Source organism: Sphingomonas sp. P4_G2 (assembly GCF_056401155.1).
Genome location: NZ_JBFUJY010000005.1, coordinates 235,641 through 256,311, shown reverse-complemented (window position 1 = coordinate 256,311; position 20,671 = coordinate 235,641). Strand labels below are relative to the sequence as shown.

Genomic DNA, 20,671 nt, shown 5'->3' with positions numbered 1-20,671 from the left:
AGTCATATTATACAATCCAGACGAGCGATGCCGCCAAGGGCGTTATGGGGGAAGGATTCGGATGGGCCTGCCGAAGATCAAGCATGTTCGCGCGTTCACCGTCCGGGGCGGCGGCGCCGATTATCACGACCAGGGCGACGGCCATTGGATCGACGACCATATCTCGACGCCGATGGCGCGCTATCCCGAATATCGCCAGTCGCGGCGGAGCTTCGGGATCAATGTCCTCGGCACTTTGGTGGTCGAGCTCGAGGCCGATGACGGCACGATCGGTTTCGCGGTGACCACCGGTGGCGAGCCCGCCGCATTCATCGTCGAGAAGCATTTGTCGCGTTTCCTGGTCGGCCGCAGCCCGGCCGAATATGAGAAGATCTGGGACCAGATGTATTTCTCGACCCAATATTACGGGCGCAAGGGCCTGGTGGTGAACGCCATTTCGGGCGTCGACCTCGCGCTCTGGGATCTGCTCGGCAAGCTGCGCGGCGAGCCCGTCTATCACATGCTGGGCGGCGCGGTGCGCGACGAACTGCAATTCTACGCTACCGGTTCGCGGCCCGACATTGCCAAGGAGCTCGGCTTCATCGGCGGCAAGCTTCCGCTCCATCACGGTCCGGCCGAGGGGCTGGAAGGAATGGAGAAGAACATCGCGCTGCTCGCCGACATGCGCAGCAAGTGCGGCGACGATTTCTGGCTGATGTACGATTGCTGGATGAGCCTCGACATCGACTATGCGACCCGGCTCGCGCAGCGCGCCTGGCACGAATGCGGCCTCAAATGGATCGAAGAGGCGCTGAGCCCCGACGATTATTGGGGCTATGCCCAGTTGAAGAAGAACGCGCCCAAGGGCCTGCTCGTCACCACCGGTGAGCATGAGGCGACACGCTGGGGCTTCCGCATGCTGATGGACATGGAATGCTGCGATATCATCCAGCCCGACGTGGGCTGGTGCGGCGGCGTCACCGAATTGATCAAGATCGCCAATTACGCCGACAGCCGCGGCGTGATGATGGTGCCGCACGGATCGTCGGTCTACAGCTATCACTTCGTGATCACGCGGCACAATTCGCCGTTCGCCGAGTTCCTGATGATGCACCCCGGGCCCACCGAAATCGTGCCGATGTTCGCGCCGCAATTGCTCGGCGAGCCTGTCCCGGTGAACGGCAAGATCCGCGCGAGCGAACTCGACAAACCGGGCTTTGGCGTCGAGCTCAATCGCGATATCGCGCTCCACCGTCCCTATCCAAACTGAGGAATATTCATGAAACTCTGCCGTTATGGTGCCGCGGGTGCCGAGAAGCCCGGCCTGATCGATGCCGATGGCCGCATCCGCGACCTGTCGGGCCATGTCGCCGACATCGGTCCGGCCGAGCTGGGCAAGCAGGGCTTGGCCAAGCTCGCCGCGATCGATCTCGCCTCGCTGCCGCTGGTCGAGGGTGACGTCCGCTACGGCGCCTGCGTGTCGGGCACGCGCCAGTTCATCGCGATCGGCACGAACTTCGCCGACCATGCCGCGGAATCGAACCTGCCGGTGCCCGAGGAACCGGTCGTGTTCCAGAAGTGGGTGAGCTGCATCCAGGGGCCGAACGACCCCGTCACCATTCCGAAGGATTCGAAGAAAACCGACTGGGAAGTCGAACTCGGCGTCGTGATCGGCACCGCCGCTTCCTATGTCGACGAAGCCAATGCCCTCGACCATGTCGCCGGCTATTGCGTGATCAACGACGTGTCCGAGCGTCACTGGCAGATCGAGCGCGGCCTGACTTGGGACAAGGGCAAGGGCTTCCCGACCTTCGGCCCGATCGGCCCATGGATGGTCACCGCCGACGAAGTGGGCGATCCGCAGAACCTGGCGATGTGGCTGTCGGTCAATGGCCGGAAGATGCAGAACGGCAGCAGCAAGACGATGATCTTCACCGTCGCGCAGATCGTCGCCTATTGCTCGCAATTCATGACCCTGCTGCCGGGCGACGTCATCACCACCGGCACCCCGCCGGGCGTCGGTCTCGGCCAGAAGCCCGAGCCCTGGTATCTCAAGGCCGGCGACGTGGTCGAGCTCGGTATCGAGAAGCTCGGAGAGCAGCGCCAGGAATTCGTCGCCTGGGACGCTGCCAAATGAGCGTCTATGCGGGTCGCTTCGCCGGGCGCGCAGCGATCGTCACCGGCGGCGCGTCTGGCCTCGGCAAGGCCGTCGCCAAACGCATCGTCGCAGAGGGTGGCACAGTCGCGTTGTGGGACCTCAATCCCGACGCGCTGGCCGCCGCGAAGGACGAGGTCGGCGCCGCCGACATCCAGGCGCTCGACGTCTCCGATCCCGCCGCGGTCGAGGCCGCGGCCAAGGCCAGCGGCGCCGCGCTCGGCAAGGTCGACGTGCTGGTCTGTTCCGCAGGCATTACCGGCGCGACTGTTCCGGTCCACGAATTCCCGATCGACAGCTGGCAGCGGGTGATCGACATCAATTTGAACGGCCTGTTCTACTGCAACCGGGCGGTCGTGCCGCTGATGCTGGCCAACGGCTATGGCCGCATCGTCAACATCGCGTCGGTCGCGGGCAAGGAAGGCAATCCCAATGCCAGCGCCTATTCGGCGTCCAAGGCGGGCGTGATCGGCTTCACCAAATCGCTCGGCAAGGAACTCGCCGAGAAAGGCGTGATCGCCAATGCGCTGACGCCGGCGACGTTCGAAAGCCCGATCCTGGCGCAATTGCCCCCAAGCCAGGTCGATTACATGCGCTCGAAGATCCCGATGGGTCGGTTGGGCGAGGTCAGCGAGTCCGCCGCGATGGTCTGTTTCATGGCGAGCGAGGAATGCAGCTTCACCACCGCATCCACTTTCGACACGTCCGGCGGCCGCACGACCTTCTAACATGACCGAGCGGCTGCCCTTCGTCGACGCCCATGTCCATCTGTGGGACCTGTCCCACATCCGCTATCCGTGGCTGATGCCGCCGTTCGCGGAGGACGGGCCGAACGGCAGCGTCGAGCCGATCGCCAAGGATTACGGGCTCGACGACTATCTTGCCGACGCCCGCGGCTGGGACGTGCGGGGCATCGTCCATGTCGATGCCGGCGCCGATCCTGCGGATGCGCTGAAGGAAAGCGACTGGCTGCAGGCGATGGCCGATGCGCGCGGCATGCCCAATGCGATCGTCGCCTTCGCCGCGCTTAACGATCCCGAGGTCGAGGCCTTGCTCGCCGCCCATGCCGAGCGCCGGTCGGTGCGCGGCATCCGCCATATCGTCAATTGGCACCCCGATCCGGCGCGCACCTATACGCCGCGCGACATGACTGGCGACGAAGCCTGGGCAGCGGGTTTCGCGTTGCTCGGCAAATACGGATTGAGCTTCGATCTGCAGGCCTATCCTGGCCAGTTTGCGGGTCTCGCACCGCTGCTCGAACGGCATCCCGATGTGCCGGTGATGATCAACCATGCCGGCATGATGGTCGGCGAGAGCGGGCGCGAGGAATGGCGTGCGGGGATGCGCGCGCTCGCCGCCATCCCGCATGTCTCGGTCAAGATCTCGGGCATCGGCTTCGCCTTCCGCCCGTGGACGATCGAGCAGATGCGCAGCTATGTGCTCGAGACGATCGAGCTGTTCGGCACCGATCGCGCGATGTTCGCCAGCGACTTCCCGACCGACAAATTGTTTGGCGGGTTCGATCAGCATCTCGATGCTTACAATGCCATCGTCGCCGATTTCAGCGACGACGAGCGCCGCGGCTTGTTCGCGGGCAACGCCAATCGGCTCTACCGCCTCGGCCTGACGCTCTGATCATGCGCATCGTCGACCTGCGCGCCGAATATACGGTCGACCTGCTCGGCACCGATGTCGAGCGCCCGCGTCTGTCGTGGCGGATCGAAAGCGACCGGCTAGGCATGCGCCAGGCAAGCTATCGCCTGCGCGCGGCGGCCAGTGCCGAAGCGCTCGATGGCGACACGTTGCTATGGGACAGCGGCGAGATTGCCGGCGATGCGACGTTCGATATCGCTTATGGCGGCCCTGCCCTCGCCCCGACGCAGCGCATCTGGTGGTCGGTCGAAGCGGCCGACGATACCGGCACCATCGCGCGCTCTGCACCGGCCTGGTTCGAGACCGGCCTGACCGCGTCGGACTCCTGGCGAGCGGAGTGGATCGAAGCCGAGGACGACAATGCCGCGGCCGATCGCGCAGCCGGGCTCGCCTGGGTGTGGAGCGAGACGGCGCTCGACGGCCGGCCCCATGCTTTCCGTCTCGATTTCGATGCTCCGGACGATCTGGTCCGTGCGGAGATATTGCTGGCCGGCAAGGATCATCTGCGCGGCGTCTGGATCAACGGCGCTGCGGCGCCGCTCGATCGGCATTTCGACTGGGACACCTACCTCCCCTTCTGGGGCACGCTCGCACCTTATGCCGGGGATGTTCGGCCGGGCCGCAATAGCATCTGCGCGCTGGTTGAGGCGGATACGACCGGCTTCTTCCCCGTCGATGGTGGCGCCTTCGCGGCGTTGATCCGGCTGCATCGCGCCGACGGCAGCGTCGAGCGCCTCGTCAGCGGACCGGCCTGGAAGGTGAGCCCGAGCCCGCCCGCCAATTGGACCGGCGCCGTTGCCGATATTTCGGACTGGGGCACCGCGCAGCCAAGCGGCGCGAATGTCCACAACGATCCGCGACCATCCGAGCCGGCGATGCTGCTGCGCACGGAGTTCGACGCGCGGGGGCCGATCGCGAGTGCGCGGCTCTACGCAACGGCGCTGGGTGCCTATGACATGCGGATCAACGGCGAGCGCGTGTCGGATGCGCTGCTCGCACCAGAAATGACCGTCGCGCGCGACCATCTTCTCTACCAAAGTTACGACGTGACCGGCTTGGTAACGCCGGGCGCCAACGCGCTCGCCGCGATGGTCGGCGACGGCTGGTATGCCAGCCCGTTCGGCTGGCGGATCGAGCGCTATGGCTTCGGCCCCGCGCCGCGCCGGCTGCGCGCGCAGTTGCGGCTCGATTATGCCGACGGCAGCAGCGAGTGGATCGCCACCGGACCCGATTGGCGGATCGCGCCCTCGCCGATCCTCAAGTCGGAAATCTATGACGGCGAAACCTATGATGCGCGGCTGGAGCGTGCTGGGTGGGACCGGCCGGGGTTCGACGACAGCGGCTGGGCCCAGGCGAAAGTGGGTGAAACGCCCGACGCTCGGCTCGTCGCCCAGACATCGCCTGCGCTGAAAGTCGCCGGCACGCGTCACGCTGTCGCGATCAGCGGGCCGCAACCGGGACGTTACGTCTTCGATTTCGGCCAGAACTTCTCGGGCTGGGTGCGCATTCGCGCGACCGGTCCTGCGGGCACCACGATCACCGCCAAGTTCGCTGAGCTGCTCAATCCCGACGGCACCGCCGACCTGTCCAACCTCCGCCTCGCCAAGGCGGCCGACAGTTTCACGCTCGCCGGTTCGGGCGAGGAAGTGTTCGAGCCGCATTTCACCTATCACGGCTTTCGCTATGTCGAGGTCGCCGGTTATCCCGGCGTGCCGAACGCGGACGATATCGAGGGGGTCGTCGTCCATAGCGCGTGCCGCGAAACCGGCACGATGACCTTCGCCGACGCGCCACTGCTGCAGACGATCTGGCAGAACGCCTTGTGGAGCCAGCGCTCCAACTTCTTCTCGGTGCCGACCGATTGCCCGCAGCGCGACGAGCGGATGGGATGGATGGGTGACATCCAGGTGTTCCTCGACGCCGCCGCATTCAACATGGAGGTCGACCCCTTCATCCGCCGCTTTCTGCTCGAAGCACGCGCGGCGCAGCGGCCCGACGGTGCCTATCCCATCGTGGTGCCGCAACCTTTGTCCTTCCCCGATGTGGTGACCGCGGGCTGGAGCGAGGCGGGCATCATCCTGCCCTGGCAGCTCTGGCAACGTTACGGCGACACCGCCGTGATCGACGAGAATTGGGCGGCGATGGAAGGCTGGATGGACTTCGTCGCGCGCGGCAATCCCGATCATGTCTGGCGCAACGATCGCGGGCTCGACCTCGGCGATTGGCTGTCGGTCGATGCGATCAAGCCAGACGACGAGACGACACCGCGCGTGGTCTGCGCGACCGCCTATTGGGCATGGTCGGCAGCGCTGATGGCCGAGATGGCCGATGCGACTGGACGCGCCGATGACGCGGAACGCTACCGCGATCTTCGCGCGGCGATCGGCCAGGCATTCGCCGCCGAATTCGTCGCCGCCGACGGCACGGCCGGCAATGGCAGCCAGGCCAGCCAGGTGCTCGCCTTGTTCATGGATTTAGTGCCTGCCGACCGGCGCGATGCGGCGGCGGGCGTGCTGGCCGCCGACATCCGTCGGCGCGGGATGAAGCTTTCGACTGGCTTCCTCGGCACGCCCTACATCCTCGATGTGCTGGCCGATGCCGGCCGCCTCGGGGAAGTCGCCGGGCTGTTGCTCCAGACCGGCTATCCAAGCTGGGGCTATATGCCGGAGAAGGGCGCAACCACGATGTGGGAGCGGTGGAACGGCGACACCGGCGACCTGTCGATGAACAGCTACAACCATTATGCTTTCGGGGCGATCGTCGGGTTCTTCTACCGCCGCCTCGCCGGCATCGCACCGGCTGCCCCGGGTTTCCGCCGCATCGCCGCGCGGCCTTTGTGGCTGCCGCAGATCGGCCGCGTGTCGGCGCGCTATGACTCGCTGGTCGGCCAGATCGAGACGAGCACGGAGGGCGATGGCGAGCGGCTGACGCGGTTCGCTTTGTCGATCCCCGCCAACACGACCGCCGAGGTAGAACTGCCCGCCGGCGATTGGCACGCCGGCGGCCAAGCCCTCGAAGCGCATCCCGCGATCCGCGCACTCACCAATGACGGCACAGCGACCCGCTTCGAGGTCGGCGCCGGACGCTACGATTTCACGACATAAGCCCTGAGAGGAACGACCCGTGGCCACGCTAGGACTCATCCACAATTCGCCGATGCTGGCACCCGTGTTCAACGAGATCGCCGCGCGGGTGATGCCCGATGTCCGGCTGCTCCACTTCGTCGACGAGAGCACGATCAAGAACACGATCGCGGCGGGCCACCTGCAGAAGGCGACGATGCGCCAGGTCATCCGGCTGGTCGGCTCGGCATTCGACGCGGGCTGCGATGCGGCATTGGTGACCTGTTCGTCGATCGGCCGCGCGGTCGAGATGGCTGCCGAACTCTACGACCAGCCGGTGCTGCGCGTCGATCGCGCGATGGCGGAAAAGGCCGTCGCGACCGGCACGCGGATCGGTGTGGTCGCGACCTTGTCGACCACCCTCGAACCGACCGCCGAGCTCGTCCGCCGCGTCGCTGCCGAGCAGGGCAAAGAGATCGAAATCGTCGAGCATCTCTGCCAGGGCGCGTTCGACGCGGTGATGGCGGGCGACGGCGCGACCCACGACCGTATCGTCGCCGAAGGGCTGACCGAGGGCATGAAGGGCGTGGACGCGATCGTCCTCGCCCAGGCGTCGATGGCGCGTGTCGTCGCCGCTTTGCCCGAAGGCGCGGTCTCGGCACCGGTCTATTCGAGCCCCGAACTCGGCATGGAGCGCGCGCGCGACGTTCTCGCGAGCTTGGGCAAGTGAAAAAGCGGCACGCGGTCGTCAGCTTGCTGGCGGTCCTGTCGATCATCACCTTCCTCGATCGCATGGCGATCTCGGTCACCGGACCCGGCATCCAGAAGGAGCTGGGGATAACGCCCGACCAATGGGGTTGGGTGATGGGCGCCTATGTCTTCGCTTATGCGGTGTTCGAAATCCCGTCGGGCGCGCTGGGCGACCGCCATGGCTATCGCCGCGAGCTGACCCGGATCACGGTCTGGTGGTCGTTCTTCACCGCGATCACGGCCGCATGTCACAACTTCTGGCAGATGGCCGCCTCGCGCTTCCTGTTCGGCCTGGGCGCTGCGGGCGCCTATCCCAACATGACCGGCGTGCTCTACCGCTGGATGCCGGCGCGCGAGCGCGCGCGCGGCCAGGGCGTGATCTGGGCGGCGAGCCGGTTCGGCGGCGGGATGGCACCGCTGCTGTTGGTCCCGCTCGAGGCGTATTTCGGCTGGCGCGCAGTGTTCATCGCGCTCGGCCTGGTCGGTTTTGTCTGGGCGATCGTCTGGCGCGGCTGGTTCCACGACAAGCCTGCCGACCAGCCCGGCATATCGCGCGAGGAAGTCGTCGAGATCGGCAGCGACGAGAGCGGCGGGCACCTCGGCACGCCGTGGCGCAAGCTACTCGCCTTGCCGCAATTGTGGCTGATCGCGTTGGCCTATTTCTTCTATGCGTTCGGCAGCTGGTTCTTCTTCAACTGGTTCCCGACCTGGATGGTCAAGGGAGTCGGGTTCAGCGTCGCGGAGATGGGGCTGTACGGTTCGATCCCGTTCTTCCTCGGCGTCGTCGGCAATCTGATTGGCGGCGTGCTGTGCGACCGGCTGGCGCAGCGCATCGGCATCCGCCGCGCTTATAGTCTGATCGCCTGCAGCTGCCTGTGCACCACCGCCGCGTTGCTGGTCGGAATGAGCATTGCGAGCGATCGCCTGGTCATCATCATCCTGTCGGGCCTGGCGTTCGGCGTAATGGATCTGATGCTGCCCGCGGCCTGGGCGATGTGCATGGCGATCGGTGGCCGTTACGGCGGTACCGCCAGCGGCGTGATGAACACCGCCGGCAACCTCGGCGGATTCATTTGCACCGTGGCGATCGGCTATATGATCGCCGGCACGGGCAGTTACGACCTTCCGTTGCGCGGCGTCGCGGCGATGGTGCTGATCGCCGGTTTGCTGTTCGCGGTGATCGATTGCACCAAGGGATTCGACCACAAAAGGCCGCCCGAAGCCGACCCGGTGCTGGCGTGATCGCGATGGCGCGCAAGACTGCCCTCGCCGTTGCCTGCGCGGCGATGCTGTCTTCGAGCCTGGCCATGCCGGCGGCGGCGCGGCCTCAGGCCGCCAAGGCCTCGGCCATCCCGGTCGCGAAGGAGCGACTCTGGCTCGGATCGGCCTGGTATCCCGAGCAATGGCCGGAAAGCGCCTGGCCCGAGGATCTCCGCCTGATGAAGGCGAGCGGTGCCAATGTCGTGCGGATCGGCGAATATGCCTGGAGCCGGATGGAGCCGAGCGAGGGCCAATATGATTTCGGCTGGCTGGTCCGCGCCGTCCGGCTCGCGGCCAAATACGACATCAAGGTCGTGATCGGCACGCCGACCGACACCCCACCCGCCTGGCTGACCGAGACATATCCCGACACGCTTCAGGTCGACGGTAGCGGCAAGAGGCTGGGGCATGGCGGGCGGCGGCAATTCTCGATCTCGTCGCAACGCTACCGCACGCTCGCCCGCGACATCGTCACGCGCATGGCACAGGCGCTGAAGGACGAGCCCAATGTCATCGGCTGGCAGGTCGGCAACGAGCCGACCGACGAAAGCTACGATCCGGAGGCGCGCGTTGCCTGGGTCGCCTGGCTCAAGCAGCGTTACGGCACGCTCGACGCGCTCAACGAGGCGTGGACCACGGCTTATTGGTCGCAGACTTATAGCGCCTGGGATCAGGTGCCGTTCAATACCGACAAGGGCAATCCCGGCTGGATGCTCGAACTCAAGCGTTTCATCACCGCGCAATGGGGCGAGTTCCACCGCAACCAGCGCGACGCGATCCGCGCGGTGGTCGGCCCCAAGCCGTTCATCACCGTCAATCTGGGCGGGCTCGGCTGGGCCGATCGCTTCGACCGCTACGCGATCAATCGCGACCTCGATCTTGCTTCGTGGGACGATTATGTCGGCACCGGGCATCTCAAGCCCTATCGCAACGGCGCGACGCACGATTTGGTGCGCGGCTGGAAACGGCGCAATTTCTGGGTGATGGAGACCCAACCGGGCTTCGTGAACTGGGCGCCGGTCAGCAACATCCTCTATCCCGGCGAGACCCGCGCCATGGCTTGGCAGGCAGTTGGGCATGGCGCCGACGCGGTGCTCTATTGGCAGTGGCGCAACGCGCTGAACGGCCAGGAAACGATGCACGGATCGGTGGTCGGGCCCGACGGCAAGCCGCTGCCGATCTATCCCGAGATCCAGGCGCTGGGCCGCGACTTCGCCAAGGCCTCGCCGGTGCTGGCCGGCACCAGCCCGGTGTCGCCCGTCGCATTGCTGCAGGATTATCCCAGCCGCTGGGCGATCGATTTCCAACTCCACCACCGCGACTATGACCAGATCGAGGTGCTGCTCGACTATTACCGGCCGCTCAAGGATGCGCTCGGCGCGGTCGACATCGTCGAAGCTGCCGGTGCGCCTCTGGACGGTTACAAATTGGTCGTCGCGCCCAGCCTCAACGTCATCACCGATGCGATGGCGAAACGGCTGGCCGATTACGTCCGGCGCGGCGGGCACCTGATCCTCGGTCCGCGATCGGGCATGAAGGACGAATTCAATCGTCTCGATCCGCAACGCCAGCCCGGCCCGCTCGCCGAGTTGCTGGGCGGGCGGGTCGAGCAATTCTATGCGCTGGATGAGAAGGTCACGGTCGGCGACGGCACCGCCTCGATCTGGGCCGAGCAGCTGACGCCGACTTCGCCCGACACGCGGGTTGTGCTGACCTATGGCAAGGCCAATGGCTGGCTCGACGGCAAGGCCGCGGCGATCACGCGCAAGGTCGGCAAGGGCAGCATCACGTATGTCGGCGCCTTGGTCGACGATCATGTCATGGACGGGCTGATCAGTGCCGCCATGCGCGACGCCGGCGTGATGCGCGACTTTGCTGTGCCCGCGGATGTCGAGCTGATGACGCGCCAGGGCCAGGGCCGGTCGATCGTCATTCTGATCAATCATGGGACCGAGGATCGGACGGTAGAGTTGCCGGAGGCCATGGCCGACGTGCTGGCGGGTGGTCAGGTGAAGTCGGTGACGCTGCCGGCGCAGGGTGTGGCGGTGTTGTTGAAGAGCAAGCCCTGAAAAATCCTCCCCGTTTACGGGGAGGGGGACCAAGGCGCGCAGCGGCTTGGTGGAGGGGGTTTTCCTCCTCGGGATCGTTGAGTGGAGGTCCCCCTCCACCACCGCCTTCGGCGGCGGTCCCCCTCCCCGTAAACGGGGAGGATCTTTAGGAGCTCCTACCCGCCTCGACGGACCGCTTCGAAGAACCCCTCGCCGCCCATCTGGCCGCCCTTCAGCACCAGTTCGAGACCGTCTATCGCCGGATCAGCGGCGTGTGCGCGGACCAGCGGCGCACCGCGTTCGATCGGCGCGGCCCAGGTCAACGCGTCGATGCCGAGCTGCGCAACACCGTGGCTCGACGTATCCCCACCGGCGAACAAGGTACGGCGCAACCCGCTTTGCCGGATCGCCGCTCCAGCCACGCGGCCGAGCGCGGAGCCGAGGCGATCGCCTGCCGCAGGGGCAACGGCTCCGAGCGGGCCTTCCGCCGAATGGATCACCACGCGGCCGCCCGCGCCCAGCGCGCCACCGGCCGCCTGCACCAGCCGCTCTTCTTCCGCACTTTCGCCGCGCAGCAAGGCGTCGACGTCGGCGCGGATCGTGGCGAAGCCGTCGGCCGTGCTGCGCGCGATCTGCGCCGCCGTCGTCGGTGAGCAGCTTCCGCTCACCACAAGCAGCCGATCGACTGCGCGCGCGCGAACATCGTCCGGCTCGCCCGTGACGATCCCCGCTGCGCGCCACGCCAGCACCAGCGCGCGCGTGACTCCCGAACTGCCCACCGCGAATTTCACCTTGCGGCCGAGCAGGACCGCGCCAGTCGCGACGAGGTCGTCGACCGACAGTCCGTCGAACAGGACGCCCGCGGCGTCGCCCGCCTCGGCAAAGGCCGCATCGGTTTCGTCAGCGTGGATGCGATCGATCGTCACCGAGGCGATCCGCGCATCGGTCTGGTCGCCGAGATGCCGGATCAGGTCCGCCTCATGCATCGGCGTCACCGGGTGGCGCGACATGGTCGGGTGACGGTCGATACGGAACACCTCCGCTCCCGCCGCCGCGAAGAGATTGCCGAACGCGACATAGCGGCGAAGATGTGGTGCGCCGACGACGATCGCCGCCGGACCGCCGAACGCAGCAACACCGAGGTCCAGCGCGCGCCCGATCGAGCCGGTGTGCGGGCTGGAATCGAACGTCGAGCAGGTCTTGTAATGAACGATCGCGGCATCGCTGAGGCTGGCGAAAGCGCGCGGCAGATGGTCGTCCATCCATCCGGGCGAGCGACTGCGGCTGTCGCCGGCAAGGCCGATCGCCCGCGCCTCCGGAAAGCGGGCGCGCAACGCTGCATCGGGCTCGCGCAGGAACAAGACGGCCGGCACCCCGCCTTCGGCGCATTGCTCGAGGACGTCGGTCGATCCGGTGAAATCGTCGCCATAGAAAGCGTAGAGTGGCGTCACCCCCCGAAGGCCCCCAAAGCCGCGGCCAGTTCGGGCGCATCGCGCGCTGCGTCCTCGACCGGTACGCCCGCAACCGCCGCTTCCCATGCCTGACGCAGCGCGCGCACACCCGCTGCCGGGCCACCCGGATGCGCCATGATCCCGCCGCCTGCCGCGAACATGCAGTCGACCGAACCGAGCGCGGCGAAGGTCGGCGCGGCCTGCCTGGCCGACTGGCCGGAAGAGAAGACCGGCATGATCTCGCAGCCGGGATGCGGCGGATCGAACATCGGCGTCAGGCATTCGCGCGCCGAGGCGATGACGCTCTCATTGCTCTCGCAGAATTTGTTGTCGATGCCGTTGACGTGAGTATGGTCGATCCCGGCGAGGCGCCACAATTTCTGGAAGGCGATATAGCTCATCCCGATCGCCGGCGAGCGGCCGAACATGCCCCAGCCGTTGCGATGCCCGTGGATCGGCAGCTGGGAATGCGCCCGCAGCACCTTCATCGCCGGCAGACCGATCGAATTCATGCTCGCCATCACGCAAGTGCCGCCCTCCGCGACGACATGGTCGTGGCGCGCCAGCATCTCGTCGATCTCGCCGGTCAGATTGGCGGCGTACATGACTTTCTTGCCGGTGCGCTGGGCATGGTCGTTGATCACGCGCATCACCGCCGAGACCCGCGCCTCGAACGGGCAATGCGGCCCGTCGGCCTGGAGCTCGTCGTCCTTGATGAAGTCGATCCCCGCCGCGACCAGGGCGCGAACCTGTTCGGCGGTCGCCTCTGGCGAGAGGCCAACGCTCGGCTTGATGATCGTGCCGATGATCGGACGGTCGAACACCCCCGCCAGCCGGCGCGTGCCGGCGACACCGAATTGCGGACCCTGATAGCGATCAAGGAATTCGGGCGGCAGCGTCACGTCGATCAGCCGCAGCCCGGAAAACGCCTTGAGCTCGCTGAGATTGCCGTTGATCGTCGCCAGCAGGTTGGGGAGCGACAGCCCCATGTTCGACACCGGCCAGGACAAGGTCACCCGCGCGGCGCGACGCGTGGCGTCGCCCGATTTGGGCAGACCGGAGCCCGGTAGCGACGGCGCCGCGACCTCGCCCAGCTCGATCACATCCTCGACCCGCGCAGCGTGCGCCGCGCGCAGTTCGTCGGTCTCGCCGGGTACGCGCACGAAAGTGCCGGTCGATTGCTCGCCGGCCATCGTCTCCGCTGCCTGCTGCAGCGGAAAGGCGGTCTCGATCCAATAGGTCGCGTTGATCCGGGGCTCGGTCATCAGGCGGTCTTGAAATAGGTGTTGTAGCGTTCGGTATCGACGTTGAAATACGGCACGAACACCAGGTCGCGGCCGCCGACATGTGCGCGATACGACTGGGTCTGCCCCGGCATCGGCTCAAGTGCCGCCGGCAAGGCGATCGTCTGGTCGCCGATTCCGGCCCAGGGATTGAGCCCGACATACATCACCGCGCCGCGCATCACCGCCGCCAGGTTCGGGTTCTGGTCGTCGATCGGCAAGGTGCGCAGCGGCTGCGGCAGCGTCAGTTCGACCATGTCGCCGGCCTTCCACGTGCGGCTGACGGTGGCCAGCGTGCCGGGCGCAACCGGTTGCGGCGCGCCGTTGACGCGGAGCGATGCTCCCTTGGTCCAGGCCGGAATGCGCAGCTTCAGCGCGAAGCGGCCATTGCCCGGCTTGCGCACGATCAGGCGGATGTGATCAGTCGCCGGATAATCGGTTTCCTGCACGACTTCGACTGCGCCGCCGGGACGCTCCCAGCGGACTTCCGAGCCGGCATACATGTTGACCATCAGCGCATTGTCGTCGTGGAAATAGAGGCCCTGGACGTAATCGGCGACGCCCTGGACGAGCGTGCCCGAGCAGCATGGCCATTTCTTCTGGTAATAGAGCTTTTCGGCATCCCCGCCGTAGTTCGAATAATAAGGATAGTCGCCGTCGCTGTCGGGCAGCCGCGTCGCGAGCATCGTATTGTAGAGCGTGCGCTCGAGCCCGTCGCCATAGACCGGTGCGCCAGTGAAGCGGGTGAGATAGCGCGCTAGCTTCATGTCAGCGAAACTGCCACAGGGCGTCTCGAAATGCGCCTTGGACGATTTGAGGCTGGCGGCGAGCTTGCCCTGATGGAGCGGCACGAACTGCTCCTCCGGGCCCCAGCCGCCGCTGGCGAAACGCTGCGGCTCCATGAAGGTCCAGGCGTTCTCGAGCGCCTTGCGGTATTTGGGGTCGCCGAGGTGGAGATAGGCCTGGCCGCCCGAGCTCAGCGCGATCGTATGGCTATAGGCATGTTTGGTCGGCAGCACGTCCTGGCCCGCCGCGAGCGGATCGAACCATTCCTTGTTGAGCAGATAGTGCACTGCCATCGCGCGATATTTGTCGTCGCCGGTGATGTCGGCGACGTGGAACAGATTCTCGGGCAGGACATAGGTTTCGTCATAGGGCGGGTCGACCTTGCCGACGCGGTCGCGCGATATAGGCGAGATGTACGGCATGCATTTGTCGATAATCATCGGCAACAATGTCTTGGCCTGCTCGACCCCGCTCAACCGATAGGCGTCGATGAGTCCGACGACATATTTGTCCATGACATAGGCCGCCCACTGCTCCTGCGCCTTGGGTCCGGCATAAGGGTTCTTGGCAGCGACCATCGCCTTGCCGAAACCATCGACCAACGCCGCGACCTTGGCGTGAACCGCCTTGTCGCCGGTGGTCGCGCCGATCCGCGCAAGGCCCGAGACATATTGGCCGAAAGCGAGACCCGGCACGAAGCCATCGGCGTCATACCAGCCGCCCATGTCGGGGCCCGGCGCCGGCAAGCCGGCATTCTGGCGGAACACCTTGAGCAGGCGATCATTGTCGAGCGCGAGGTAATGCGCGGCGATATGGTCGTAATGCTGCTTGATCCGCCCGCCGGTGAGACGGACGGCGCCGTACGGGAATTCGTGCACCGCTTCCTTGCCACGCAACACCGCCTGCTGCGCAGCAAGCGCCATCGGCGAGGCGGCGAGCGATCCCGCCGCCGCGGTCGCGCACGCCACGCAATGGACGAATTCGCGGCGGGAGACTTCGGCCTTTTTCAAGCCTGTCATGGCAATCCTCTCAAAACTCGGCGATCCGCGAACAGCGCGGCCAAGCCGATCCTGCTCTTGTGATATAATAGTATCATTTGCGCCGCAAGGCGGCGGAGCCGAGTAAAGGACTATTTCGCTATCTTGCGCTTGCGCGGCGCACTCGCGCGCTCAAGCCGGTCGAGGCCATGGGTGATGATCGCGCGCATCGCCTGTGCCGCGCCGGCGCCGTCGCCGGCCTCGATCAGATCGACGATGCGACTATGGCCCTGCACGCTCTCTTCATGCACCTCGGCCTCGCGCACTGGTGAGCTTAGCCGGAACGACGCGAGCAGAGCGGTTTCGATCACCGCCGCGAGCGACCGCATCAACACGTTGCCCGAGGCGTACCCGACCGCTTTGTGGAAATCGAGATCGGCATGGGCGAAGTCGCTCGCGCTGCTCGTCGCTTCCGCCATGCGGGCAAGGCAGCCGCGCAGAATCTTTATGTCTTCGGGCCTCGCCTGGTTGGCTGCCGCTTCGGCCGCCGCCGGCTCGATCGCCATGCGGATCGCGGCGATGTCGCGGATGAAGTCCACATCCAGTCCCTGGGCGACCTTCCATGCCAGGATGTCGGCGTCGAAGAAGTTCCAGTGGACGCTGTCGAGCACGGTAGTGCCGACGCGCGTCCGGGCAACGATCAGACCCTTTGCGGTCAAGGTCTTGAACGCTTCGCGCAACACGGTGCGCGACACGCCGAACCGCGCCAGCATCTCGGCCTCGGACGGCAATTTCGACCCGGGCGCGAAGACACCCGACAGGATATCGCTGCCGATCGAGCGTGCGACCTGGTCCGCGTTCGACAAGGTCGCGTCGGCGACCCTTCCGAAATCAGGACGGGATTGCATCGTCATTGGTCTCCTCCGATCGCCCGGTGCCGGAAATCCGATCGGGGTCGTAAACCGTATGACAATAAGGGCCGGAACTCGATGCGCGCAAGCGGCAGCCGTACGAGGGTCCGGATGCCGAGGACGCGATGGCGGTCACCTCAGCTCGATCTCGTCGGCGAACACCACGCGGACCGGACCGAGCAGCCCCGAATCCACCAGCGGCTCGTCCCTGGAATAGAAGGTCCAGGGCGAGAAAGTGACGCGACCGCCCGCCGGCTTTGGCCGCCCCGCTTTGTACCAATCGGGGAAAGCCGTGATCTTTCGCGCCATGATCGGGGTCTTCTTGCCGTCAGCGCCGACGCGCTCGCCGATTGCCCAATCGCCGTCGACATATTTGCCCTCCTCGGGCAGCGCGGCGTCGGCGATCATGCGGTTGACCCAGAGGTTGGTGACCGCGACCGACACCGTGTTGGCGCCGGGATGGACGACATTAGTGATGTCGACACGGTACGGCTCCTTCCATACCACGCCGAGATCCTTGCCGTTGACCGTGACCCCCGCGAGCACTTCGACGCGGCCGAGGTCGAGAAAGACGCGCCGCCCCTTGCGCAGCGCCGAGGCGGGAATGGTGATCTCGCGTTCATAGGTGGCGGTGCCGGAAAAGTGCCGGATGCCGTCATCGGCGTTGCGGCTGAGCGATTCCAGGCGCGGCAACGTGGCCGCGGCCGGCGCCCCCCTGCCCGGTTGGAACCGCACCGTCCACGGACCATCGACCGTGATCGGGTCCGGCACCGCGGCAGCGAAACTGGCGCCGCTATCGGTCGTGTACTTGCCGCCGCGCCAGGCGAGCGCGTCGAGCTTTCCGTTGTCGCGCCGGGTCAGCGTCACAGGCGAGGCGCCGATGGTCGGAAGCGGCGGTCCTTTTGCGGCGTCCACGACAATCTCGGCCGGCGTCAGTGCGCGCGGCACGGTGGCAAGTGGAGTCGCATTGCCCTCGAAGAAATAGGTCACGCCGGTCGGCGATGGCGCATCGCTGCCTCCCGCAAACACATGGCGCCCGCTCTTCAAGCCGGTGCGTACCAGCTTACCGTTGAGATAGAGGCTCGGCACGCCCTTGTCGTATACCAATGCGACGTGCGTCCAGCCGCTAATCGGGGTCCGGCTGACCAGCACGGCGGGCACGACATCGGGCGATACGCGCTCGATCACCATCGCGCCATTGCGGCCGATCGCGAGGCCGGCGACCGCCGTTCCTTCGCCGTGCAGATCGCGGCCCGAGCGGGCGTTGATCAGGTAATTCTTGCCGGTTTCGTTGATCCGTCCCTCGATCTTCTCGTCGGGCATCACGCGGAGATCGATGTCTGGCTTGGCCCAGAGCGAGAGGGTGAAACTGTCCGAGGGCGCGGGCGCGGCCTTGGCCGGCGCGGCGTCGAGATCGGCGACGCGCCGACCGTCGCGCGCGATCCATTTGATACCGCGCGCTGTGCTATTCCGATCGAGCATGACGAAGGTGGATCCGGCCGGAGACAGGTCGAACGAGACGGTGGTGGCAGTTGCACCACTGTCGAACAGAGCCGGGCGGGCGACCTTGCCCGTCTCCGCGTCCCATAAGGCCGGCACGGCATTACCGACGCGGAAAGTGCAGCGCACGGTTTCCGCGCGGCGCTGGCGGTTGGCGACGAAATACATGTCGCTCGCGGCCAATCGACGATGCAGCCATACCAATTGGCCGTCCGAACTGTCGGTCCGGCATTGCGCGTCCGGCGCTACCTTCATGCCAGCCAGGGCATCGCCGATGCTGGCGCCCGAAAGCACCCTGCCCTTGCCCACCGAGCGTGCGCCCGCCGCGGCGGGGTCGCTGCCCCAGAGCGCCGCGACGGCCGTGTCGAAGGCGCGATCGCCCGCCGACTTGCCGACGAGAGTCAGCGAATGTTGCGGCCTGGGACCCAGGATCGTCGCGCCTTGCTCGACCAGCGCGCGGAGGCGTTCGGCCAGCGCCGGGGTCATGCTCAACAAGGCCGCCGGCAGCACCAGCAAGCGGTAGCGCGCGCCGTTGGGCAGCACGATCGCGCCGTCCTCGACGCGCGCGCGAGTCAGCAGCACCTCGGCATTGACCAGGTCGTAATTGTAACCCGGCGGCATCTGCGGGTCGAAATATTGCCCGATCTTCGGGTTCGTATCGGGCGAGACATCGGGCCGGACATATTCGGCTTGGTTGGGGCTCTCCTCACCGACGAAATAAAGCACGTCGGCGACATAAATGCCCTGGCGCAGCAGATATTGGCTGCGCGCGAGATACTCCATCCATGGCTTCGACTGCGCGAACCAGGTGTTCGAGCGCTCGAGATTGATCCCCCACGGCCCCATGCTCATCCCCGGCACGGCATTGGGATCGGGCTGGTGCGCGTAGCGATGGAAGAAGACCTGGTTGAACCCTTGCGCGAACATCTGGTCGCCCAGCAGCTTCATCGCATAGGGGTAATCCTGCCAGCGACTGGTCTCCGCCTCGCCGGTGAACGCCTCGGCGGCGATGACTGGCTTGCCGTAGACGTGCGCCGCCGACGACACCATCTTGACCGTGCGGTTATCGGTCCACGGCGTGCGCGTCCAGAATTCGGTCATCGGCACTTGCGCGCGGCCCGATACCTGGAGCTCGTCGAACGGGCCCGGGCCGTAGCCCTCGACATGGAATCGCAAGCCCGCCGCATTGGCATTGGCCTCCATCCGGCCGTAATAATTGTCGGCCATCAGGTCGGCGAGCGTGCGGCGGAAATCGAACAGGAATCGGTTCGACGTATCGAGATCGCCGACGATCCGCCCGGTCAACGCCGGCAGATAGGGCAGCATCGAATAGCCGTTACGCTTCTCGAAATCGGCGGGCAGCGCGGCGGTCCAATTCTGCAGCCCGGCCTCGTAGCTGTCGATCTCGAGCATGTCGAAGGTCGAGCCGGCGAGCGGCCCCGACGCCTTGACCAGCCGGTCGACGCTGCTCTTGAACTGAAAATCGGTGGCGGCGGCGTCGAGCTTGTCGACTTCGAGCCCGCGCCCCGAATCCGACGCGGAGACGTTGAGATGCCCGGTCGTGGTGTGTCCGAAGCGCAGGATCGTCCAGCGCCCCGGCGGCGGCGTCCAACGTAACGTGCCCGACGCATCGACGCTTGCGGTGACGTCGACGATCTTGCTGGGGTCGATCGCGTAGCGCGCCATCAGGTCGGACGGACGCGTCTCGACCGTCGGCAGCATGTGGAACAGATGCTCGCCCTTATTGCCCCAATCGTCGATCCGCGGCGTAGCATAGAACAGGGCTTCGGCGAGCCTGAGCTCACCCTTGGGCGTGATACGGAAATAGCGCGCAGTGACGGCAGGAAAATTGATGCTCCCTGGCGCTTCGATGCCGCGCTCGTGCTGCACCGGCGCGGCGACCTCGCCGACCTTGTTCCAGCGCGTTCCGTCGTCGGACGCCTCGATCGTCGCGCTGAAGGCGTGCGCATCCACGTCCCCATAAAGCGTCACGGCCTGCGCGGTGAACGGGGTCTTCATTTCGATCACCAGCGGCGTGTCAGGCGCGATCTCGACCGAGGTATGCAGGTCGCGATCGGTCAGGCCGGCTGTCGCAACCGGCCCCGCCGCGCGCATCGAGGCAACCGTATCGCGGTAGATGCTCTCATCGCCGTCACTCGCCGGGAAGGCGAGCACCGCCGCGTCCCTATAGAAATCCTTCTTCGTGTAGGGTTGCGGGAGCTTGACCGCGACGGGCTTGCCGCCGGCAATCGTCGTTTCGTTCCAGACGATCTGCTGCATCGAGCGGTCGGGCGTAATCCACGGCCCGCCCGACGACGACCAGCCTGGCGCATTATGCAGCCCGACCTTGAGCCCCAGCGCCTTGGCCCGCTCCATCATGTGCGTCATCAGGTCGAGCCATTGCGGGCTGAGATAATCGACCGACCCCTTGGGCACGTCACTGCTGCCGTCGAACATCATCGCGCCACCAAGCCCGGCGTCGCGCATGGCCGTGAGATCGGCATCGATCCCTTCCCTGGAGACGTTGCCGTTCATCCAGAAATAGAGCGTGTTGGGCCGGGCATCCGCCGGCGGATTGCGGAAGGTCGCCGGATCGGGATCGGCCGGCTTGGCTGCAGGCGCCGGCGCGGACACCGGCGCATCTTTTGCCCAGGCCGCGCCTGCCAGCGCCGCCATGGCGCACCCAGCCGCGAATCGCCCGATTCCAGTCATTCCCGGTCCTCTCCCGATTGCCGCGATCCCCTGCTGCGGGATCGTTCAAACATCATATAAACATATTATTTGGCGCAAGGCCATGATTTGGCTAGGATGATCTCCGTCGCATCGCCTTGCTGGTGTGGCAGCAATAATAGATAG

13 protein-coding genes are annotated in these 20,671 nt (G+C 66.0%); 8 read left to right on the top strand and 5 right to left on the bottom strand.

The genetic code is table 11. The features are described from left to right. The first annotated feature begins 61 nt into the window (after positions 1-61). The 8 genes from rhmD to AC1DRD_RS15725 are packed head-to-tail and all read left to right on the top strand — an operon-like array spanning position 62 to position 10,928. Positions 62-1,249, top strand: a complete 1,188-nt coding sequence (rhmD, locus tag AC1DRD_RS15760) for an L-rhamnonate dehydratase (RefSeq protein WP_478042085.1) — start codon at positions 62-64, stop codon at positions 1,247-1,249. Between the two features lie 9 nt (positions 1,250-1,258). Continuing rightward, a complete protein-coding gene (locus AC1DRD_RS15755) occupies positions 1,259-2,116 on the top strand; it encodes a fumarylacetoacetate hydrolase family protein (RefSeq protein WP_478042084.1) in 858 nt (285 codons plus the stop codon). Then, positions 2,113-2,862, top strand: coding sequence for an SDR family NAD(P)-dependent oxidoreductase (locus AC1DRD_RS15750; protein WP_478042083.1), 750 nt, complete (start codon positions 2,113-2,115; stop codon positions 2,860-2,862). The genes AC1DRD_RS15755 and AC1DRD_RS15750 overlap by 4 nt, the downstream gene beginning before the upstream one ends. Position 2,863: 1 nt before the next feature. Further along, positions 2,864-3,769: an amidohydrolase family protein gene (locus AC1DRD_RS15745; protein WP_478042082.1), complete on the top strand. Its 906-nt coding sequence runs from the start codon at positions 2,864-2,866 to the stop codon at positions 3,767-3,769. Between the two features lie 2 nt (positions 3,770-3,771). Then, positions 3,772-6,891, top strand: coding sequence for a family 78 glycoside hydrolase catalytic domain (locus AC1DRD_RS15740; protein WP_478042081.1), 3,120 nt, complete (start codon positions 3,772-3,774; stop codon positions 6,889-6,891). Between the two features lie 19 nt (positions 6,892-6,910). Further along, positions 6,911-7,579, top strand: coding sequence for an aspartate/glutamate racemase family protein (locus AC1DRD_RS15735; protein ID WP_478042080.1), 669 nt, complete (start codon positions 6,911-6,913; stop codon positions 7,577-7,579). Beyond that, positions 7,576-8,841, top strand: a complete 1,266-nt coding sequence (locus AC1DRD_RS15730; protein WP_478042079.1) for an MFS transporter — start codon at positions 7,576-7,578, stop codon at positions 8,839-8,841. The genes AC1DRD_RS15735 and AC1DRD_RS15730 overlap by 4 nt, the downstream gene beginning before the upstream one ends. Before the next feature lie 5 nt (positions 8,842-8,846). Next, on the top strand, positions 8,847-10,928 hold the full coding sequence (locus AC1DRD_RS15725; protein WP_478042078.1) for a beta-galactosidase: 2,082 nt from the start codon (positions 8,847-8,849) through the stop codon (positions 10,926-10,928). A 155-nt stretch (positions 10,929-11,083) separates the two neighbouring features. On the opposite strand, the gene AC1DRD_RS15720 is transcribed toward AC1DRD_RS15725, so the two are convergent. The 5 genes from AC1DRD_RS15720 to AC1DRD_RS15700 all read right to left on the bottom strand — a co-directional run bounded on the left by AC1DRD_RS15720 (position 11,084) and on the right by AC1DRD_RS15700 (position 20,491). Beyond that, complete coding sequence (locus AC1DRD_RS15720; protein ID WP_478042077.1) at positions 11,084-12,358, bottom strand: four-carbon acid sugar kinase family protein; 1,275 nt, start codon at positions 12,356-12,358, stop codon at positions 11,084-11,086. Next, the gene (locus tag AC1DRD_RS15715) at positions 12,355-13,623 is read right to left on the bottom strand and encodes a ribulose-bisphosphate carboxylase large subunit family protein (protein WP_478042076.1); all 1,269 of its coding nucleotides are present in this window, start codon (positions 13,621-13,623) and stop codon (positions 12,355-12,357) included. Before AC1DRD_RS15715 ends, AC1DRD_RS15720 begins: the two co-directional genes overlap by 4 nt. Then, entirely contained in the window at positions 13,623-15,446 is a 1,824-nt protein-coding gene (locus AC1DRD_RS15710; RefSeq protein ID WP_478042075.1) for a beta-L-arabinofuranosidase domain-containing protein, read from the bottom strand. The genes AC1DRD_RS15715 and AC1DRD_RS15710 overlap by 1 nt, the downstream gene beginning before the upstream one ends. A 110-nt stretch (positions 15,447-15,556) precedes the next feature. After that, the gene (locus AC1DRD_RS15705) at positions 15,557-16,318 is read right to left on the bottom strand and encodes a FadR/GntR family transcriptional regulator (RefSeq protein ID WP_478042074.1); all 762 of its coding nucleotides are present in this window, start codon (positions 16,316-16,318) and stop codon (positions 15,557-15,559) included. 129 nt (positions 16,319-16,447) lie between these two features. Further along, positions 16,448-20,491, bottom strand: coding sequence for a glycosyl hydrolase (locus tag AC1DRD_RS15700; protein ID WP_478042073.1), 4,044 nt, complete (start codon positions 20,489-20,491; stop codon positions 16,448-16,450). Positions 20,492-20,671 lie beyond the last annotated feature (180 nt).